At 36.4% G+C, this 6,050-nt stretch carries 7 protein-coding genes and 1 pseudogene; 1 reads left to right on the top strand and 7 read right to left on the bottom strand.

Annotated features, from left to right (window positions below; all coding sequences use genetic code 11):
* Positions 1-131: 131 nt before the first annotated feature.
* The 7 genes from PN450_RS09930 to PN450_RS09900 form a co-directional block, all read right to left on the bottom strand.
* The gene (locus PN450_RS09930) at positions 132-926 is read right to left on the bottom strand and encodes a class I SAM-dependent methyltransferase (protein ID WP_271836164.1); all 795 of its coding nucleotides are present in this window, start codon (positions 924-926) and stop codon (positions 132-134) included.
* Between the two features lie 83 nt (positions 927-1,009).
* Positions 1,010-1,567 (bottom strand): hypothetical protein, encoded by a 558-nt coding sequence (locus PN450_RS09925; RefSeq protein WP_148760363.1) that lies wholly within the window; start codon positions 1,565-1,567, stop codon positions 1,010-1,012.
* 131 nt (positions 1,568-1,698) lie between these two features.
* Positions 1,699-2,031 (bottom strand): XRE family transcriptional regulator, encoded by a 333-nt coding sequence (locus PN450_RS09920; RefSeq protein ID WP_015080304.1) that lies wholly within the window; start codon positions 2,029-2,031, stop codon positions 1,699-1,701.
* A complete protein-coding gene (locus PN450_RS09915) occupies positions 2,028-2,387 on the bottom strand; it encodes a type II toxin-antitoxin system RelE/ParE family toxin (protein ID WP_015080305.1) in 360 nt (119 codons plus the stop codon). The genes PN450_RS09920 and PN450_RS09915 overlap by 4 nt, the downstream gene beginning before the upstream one ends.
* Before the next feature lie 58 nt (positions 2,388-2,445).
* Entirely contained in the window at positions 2,446-3,597 is a 1,152-nt protein-coding gene (locus PN450_RS09910; protein ID WP_148760365.1) for a beta-ketoacyl-ACP synthase, read from the bottom strand.
* A gap of 362 nt (positions 3,598-3,959) precedes the next feature.
* On the bottom strand, positions 3,960-4,739 hold the full coding sequence (locus tag PN450_RS09905) for a peptidylprolyl isomerase (RefSeq protein ID WP_271836165.1): 780 nt from the start codon (positions 4,737-4,739) through the stop codon (positions 3,960-3,962).
* 133 nt (positions 4,740-4,872) lie between these two features.
* The gene (locus tag PN450_RS09900; protein WP_015080308.1) at positions 4,873-5,442 is read right to left on the bottom strand and encodes a photosystem I assembly protein Ycf4; all 570 of its coding nucleotides are present in this window, start codon (positions 5,440-5,442) and stop codon (positions 4,873-4,875) included.
* A 467-nt stretch (positions 5,443-5,909) separates the two neighbouring features.
* Here PN450_RS09900 and PN450_RS09895 point away from each other — a divergent pair.
* A pseudogene (locus PN450_RS09895) lies at positions 5,910-6,050 on the top strand (photosystem II D2 protein (photosystem q(a) protein)); the annotation flags it as partial.

Raw genomic sequence — 6,050 nt, 5'->3', positions numbered from 1 at the left:
CTTGCATATGCCGTAATGAATGGGGTTAAAGCTAGGGGAGAAAAAGGACAATACAGTACAGAACGTATTCATTTTAACAAAAATAACCATTCTTAACTTTTCGTTACATAGTTAGAAACTTTTCCGCCGACCTACTTATAGGTAATTTGGATATTTCCTCCATAATGATCTTCGATCTTTTTTCGTAATGCTGTAAATAAACAAGTTCTGGTTTCTATATCTAGTTTTAGGTATTGTGTATAGGTGCTTAAAAGCAGTAAAAAGTCATCCATATAATAATTAACTCTACAGACAACTTGTTCGGAAACTAAATTTTTGAATTTACCTGAATCAATGGCTTTTTGTCCTAAAGCTTGCACTATCTCTTTTTGAGTTTCTATATCTTCATATCTGTCTAAAAGTGGAGCATACTTTTGATAAACTTCCCGAAAATTTTGATATATTTCATATTCTGGTTGCGGTGTCATATTCCACAGCAAAATTAAATTACCATGATTCCGTAAAGCTTGAGAAATTTTGCTATTACCAAATTCAGGATTAATCCAATGGTAAGAAGTTGCTGCTAAAACAGCATCAAATTTTCCGGTTTCTAGTTCCCATTCTTCAAAGGTTGTTTGCTGAATTTCCACCTGTGGATAGATTACACAATTTTGTTTTGCCAAATTACAAGCTGCTAAACTTGGTTCTAAACAAATCATAGAAAAACCTAATTGAGCAAATGCTAAAGTTGCATTTCCCGGTCCACAACCTAATTCTAGAATATTGGCTTTGGTGGAAAGTTGAGCTACTTCTACAGCACCATTAATAATTTCTTGTGGATAGCGAGGTCTGAATTTATTATAAGCTTCTGCAACATGAGAATACCAGTTTTTTCTAGTTTCTAAATCTTGAGAATATAAGTTTTTTAGTAGTTCCAGTTCTTTCATAAGTTATTCTTTAAGAAGATTTGCTATTTCATCTGCTGTGGAAGTAAATTCAATCATTATAATAATATTATTTTGACCGTGTATCAGTTTTTTTTCGTAGCTTTTTCTCTATCTTTCTTAGCTTTATTTTTTTTATCAATTTCTTCTTGAATTTTAATAAATCTATCTGTATCGAGCCAATTTAAAAAAATAAGATTTTGGCATTCTATTGATAAATATAAGCAATAATTTAATATATTTGTATTAATATCAAGGTTATACTTGTTAAATATTTCAAGAACTTGATCCCCTGGCTTTTCATCATTAATATTTTTAATATCTTCCTTTATTGCATCTATTTTTTTATCTACTTTATCACTAAAAGATATCTCAATATTATTGGAATGCTTATTTTTAATCCAATCATTGATCTTGTCAAGTCCTATACATATAGCTTCTCCTCTATCTATATATATTGATATTTTATATAAGCTTATTTTTTTTTGTAATACTTGAATGATTGTATTGGTAGATTCTAAATTAAAATAACAGCTTACTAAAATCAAATGGTATTTTTCATCTATTACATTACCATGCAATAAAAAATCAACTAATAATTGTTGTTTGTCTTTTTGAAAAAAAAAGTTGTGTGTGGAAATCATTGATACTCGTGGTAGTTTCACAGACTTAAATTTTTGAATAATTATTCGAGGTTTTACGAAAACAACAACTTCATTAATCTGTTGCTATCTTACGAAAATTCTTGTAGTAAATTCCTTAATCAAGAATTACCTTACTTATCAACATCCATTGCTAAAGCTTCAAAATTAGTAATTGTTACTTCCACATCAGGGAAAATTGCCGTTATTTTTAACTCTCCTCCCATAGCTTCAATAACTTGTCTTAGATGACTAACATACATATCAGTACGATTCTCTAATCTAGAAATAGCAGGTTGTTTAATTTGCAACTTTTCAGCTAATTGAGCTTGAGATATTTTTAAAGCTTGACGTAATTCAGCTAATGCCATTTCTTCTTTTAATGTAGCTGTTTGATTCGCTATTTTGGTTTTTCTTTCTGAGGAGAAATCTTTGGTAAGATTGCTAAACTTTTTATGTCCTGTCATATTAAACCCTCACGACTAATTTCTTCAAGATATTCATCATAAAGACTATCTGCTATAGGAATATATTTTTCATAAAATCGGTTATCTCCTGTTTTATCTCCACCAATCAGTAAAATTGCCACTCGTCGCGGATCAAAAGCATAAAATATTCTGATTGGTTTACCACCGCTTTGAATACGTAACTCTCTTAAGTGGGAATTTTTTGAACCTTTAACATCGGATGAATAAGGAAAGGGTAATTGAGTTCCTTTTTCTTCTAGTAGTTGAACAATGCTGACAATATCATCTTGTTGTTCCTCTCTAAGAGTTTGCCACCAATGTTCAAACTCATTAGTATATTCTATTTCCCAACTCACTTTCTATTATATTACGTTGATGTAATAAATTATAGCTCTAATTTATCAATTTTCACAACTAATAAAAATTTTTACTTGTTCCCAAAGCTATCACGGCATTTTGTCCCCCAAAGCCAAAGCTAAAAGATAGCACTTGCTGAATTTTACTTTCTTGTGCTGATGTGATGAAATTTAAATTAAATTCTGGTTGCTGAAGTCCTACACAGGGAGGTAAAATTTGGTTTTGCAATGCCATGAGTGAAAATGCTACACCTAAAGCTCCAGATGCTCCTAATGTATGACCTGTGCTACCTTTTGTGGAACTAATCGCTAATTTTGGTGAAAACAAGTGTTGAATAATTTTACTTTCAATGCGGTCATTTAACTGGGTAGCTGTACCATGAGTGTGAATGTAGTCTATGTCTGTGGGTGAAATGTGACTACGTTCTAAACATTGTTTAATTGCCATGATTGCACTTTTACCTGATGGTTCTGGTGAATTTCCATGATATGCGTCTGCTGTCAAGCCAAAACCTAGTATTTCTCCATAAATCTTGGCTTGTCTTTGGATGGCTAATTCCGCAGATTCGAGAATCAAAACAGCACCACCTTCACCTAGTACCAAGCCTTCTCGCTGCAAATCAAAGGGATAAGCTCCTGTTTTGGCTAAAGCCCCCATTTGCCTAAATCCGGCAATTGTCAGGGGGGTTATGGGTGCTTCTATTGCTCCTGTAATTGCTCGTTGGTATTGCCCAGTTTTGATCAACATTGTAGCTTGAGCGATCGCCCAAATTCCCGTTGCACAAGCCGCCATTGGGGCTAAAACTGCTGCTGTTGCCCCAATTTGTCGCGCTACAGCGATCGCATTCATCTGAGGTAAAGTATTTAACCAATTATCTAAGTTTAATTCTGCCTCTTCCTGATACATCTGTCGCGCCATGATCTCCCAAGATGCTTGATAACTCCGACTAGAACCAATTACCACCGCGCAATCAGGTAAAGGTGTTATTAATTGAGCATCTTGTAAAGCTGAGTTAACAACTATTTCCGTGAGTGTATTTAATAAAGAGGGTTTTTCAGCAATTAATCCCAGGGGAATTATTCCCAATTCTGGAAATAGTTGATGTAATTTTATTCCCGTTTTTCCTAATACTAAATCTCGCCAACTAGCCTCCAAGCTTTTACCTAAAGCGGAAACTAAACCAATCCCAGTCACAACAACTCTAACCAATTTTAGATTTTATATAAAAATACATGAAGAAGGAGTCAGAAGTCAGAAGTCAGGAGTCAGGAGTCAGGAGTAAGAATACTTGTAAAATCACGAAACAACTTTAGGCTAGTACCGCAGGGCGGAATTAAAAATTAACAATTAAAAATTAAGAAGCAGATGGTATAAGCTTTTCAGGAATTTTTAATGGTTGCTTAACTTACGCCGTATTGTACTAGTTATCAATTATTTTGACAACTGACAACTGACCACTGACCACTGTACGGGCGAAGCATTTGGAGAACTATTTTTTGCAATGACCGATAATTTATCTTCCAAATGCTTCGCCCCTACTGACAACTGACAACTGACAACTGACAACTAAACTATGGAGCAGTTTTTAGATTTTCCGCGCCTTGAGTAACTTTTGTCGATACAATGCGATCGCCTTGCTCGATTTTGTTCACTACCTCAAAACCTTTGGTAACATTACCAAACACCGCATAGTTACCATCCAAGAACGATAAATCTGCTAAAGCAAAGTAAAATTGAGCAGAAGCAGAATCAGTTGGTTGTGATCTAGCCATAGCGATCGCCCCTTGCTTATGCTGTAATACAGGCTTCTCAGTAATTGTCTTACTGTAAATAGGCTCTTTTGCGCCTTTTGGTTTAATTTCTAACGGTATCCGGCGCTCATTCCCAGTTTTAGGATCAATAAAACCACCTGTTCCCAGTCTATTTTCGGGAAATTTCGGATCTTTACCTTGGGGATCTCCACCTTGAACCACAAAAGGTTGAGGTTCACGCACAACACGATGGAATGCTAAACCGTCATAAACGCCTTTTTGAACCAAATCCACAAAATTACCCGCAGTAATTGGTGCATTTGTGCCATCTATTTCAATTGTAATTGATTGGGGGTTAACTACTTCTCCACGCCTCACCGTCATCACCACCGTAGCTTTACCCTCAAGGCGTGGTAAACCTTTGGTTCCAGGAATACTCTCACTAACAGTTTCTGATACTGTTTGTGCGCTAGTAGTAGCACTGGTAGTCGTTGCCGTTGGGGATGAATTAGAAGATGTTGTACTACCAGTACATCCTCCCAAAGTCAAAGAGCCAATCATCAATAGAACTACAAAAAATTGTGGAAATTTTAACCGCATTGTTAGTGACTGCATTAAACAAAATATCTTCATCTTTTCTGGCCAATTATTCCTTAGATCCCCAGATCCCCGACTTCTCTAAGAAGTCGGGGATCTTATGTTATGGATCTTATTGTTCACCAATTCAAAATCCCTAGAGTCCTTCTAAAGATACTCCTAAAAAACGAGCTAATTCCGCACCTTGGGTTTCCAAATCTGCCAAAGATAACGGTTGACCTACTCGTGTGAGGGGAATATCTCTTCTACCCTTAACCCTAAGATACAAAGCACGTTGAGGATTCAGACCTTCTTTAATCACAATCCTGACAGATTGTACATCTGCAATCCTGCCGTCAATTTGGATTTGACGGTTTTTCCCTGGAAACCCCCAACGAAAGATTTTTAATGTCCCCGTTTCCCGATTGAACTCATTATAACCGCCGCCTAAATCCCACAGCACCACGAGCCACAGATATGTAGCTAATAGCAAGCCAGCAGAACCATATAGTCCCATCACCAATCCTTGAGGGACAAATATTAGTTGTGTTGCATCAGTAACTATGAGTAAATTAACTTTGAGATAACTAGAGATCCCAGCTAAGAAAAAACCACTGGCTCCCATAGTTACAATGCTTGCCCACCAGTAGTTACTAAACCGACGTGAACCAAGAACCTTTTGAGAGAGAAGGTTCTCGCTTTTGTTAATTGTTGTTGATACGGTCATTAAACTGCCTTGGACTATCTTTCTCAAGTCTGCCACTGAAGCAGTCTGGATTGCAAGTTATCAAAGAATTGAGCAGAAATTTTATCCTGAACTTGAAGGATTTTAGGCCGCAGGGCCTGCGCCCCTAGGAAGATTTCTGAGAAAACCTATGTCCAATTGTTAAAATTCTGATATGGATAGAAAATATTTAACTTCCTGTTCCATATCCAGCCCAAACCCTGAAGAATGTGATAAGTTAAGAATCATTGCGTTACCACAATCTAGATTGCTAGTTAACGGTAGCCGATCATATGAGAAATGATCACTTTGTCAAGTAGTCAGTTCTCACAATCTTAGCTTCTGCAAGGCTGCTGGGTTTGTAAAAAAACGTTGAATTCCTCACGGCAGATGATATAAATCAGTAAAACTGTGGAAACACTGCTTAAAAAAACGGGGCAATTTTAGTAAAAAACGAGGATTTTAGTTAAATGACCATCGCAGTTGGACGCGCCCCCAGTAGAGGGTGGTTTGACGTATTAGACGACTGGCTAAAGCGCGATCGCTTCGTATTCGTAGGTTGGTCAGGAATATTATTATTCCCCTGTGCCTTCCTCGCATTAGGCGGTTGG

This window comes from Dolichospermum lemmermannii CS-548 (genome assembly GCF_028330815.1).
Taxonomy (GTDB): Bacteria; Cyanobacteriota; Cyanobacteriia; order Cyanobacteriales; family Nostocaceae; genus Dolichospermum; species Dolichospermum lemmermannii.
Note: the sequence above shows the minus strand (reverse complement) of the source record. Positions and strands in the feature narration are given on the sequence as shown.

Excerpts from the sequence above, each read along its gene's own strand:
- PN450_RS09930 (WP_271836164.1), bottom strand. The coding sequence starts at position 926 with ATGAAAGAACTGGAACTACTAAAAAACTTATATTCTCAAGATTTAGAA.
- PN450_RS09925 (WP_148760363.1), bottom strand. The coding sequence starts at position 1,567 with ATGATTTCCACACACAACTTTTTTTTTCAAAAAGACAAACAACAATTA.
- PN450_RS09920 (WP_015080304.1), bottom strand. The coding sequence starts at position 2,031 with ATGACAGGACATAAAAAGTTTAGCAATCTTACCAAAGATTTCTCCTCA.
- PN450_RS09905 (WP_271836165.1), bottom strand. The coding sequence starts at position 4,739 with ATGCGGTTAAAATTTCCACAATTTTTTGTAGTTCTATTGATGATTGGC.
- PN450_RS09900 (WP_015080308.1), bottom strand. The coding sequence starts at position 5,442 with ATGACCGTATCAACAACAATTAACAAAAGCGAGAACCTTCTCTCTCAA.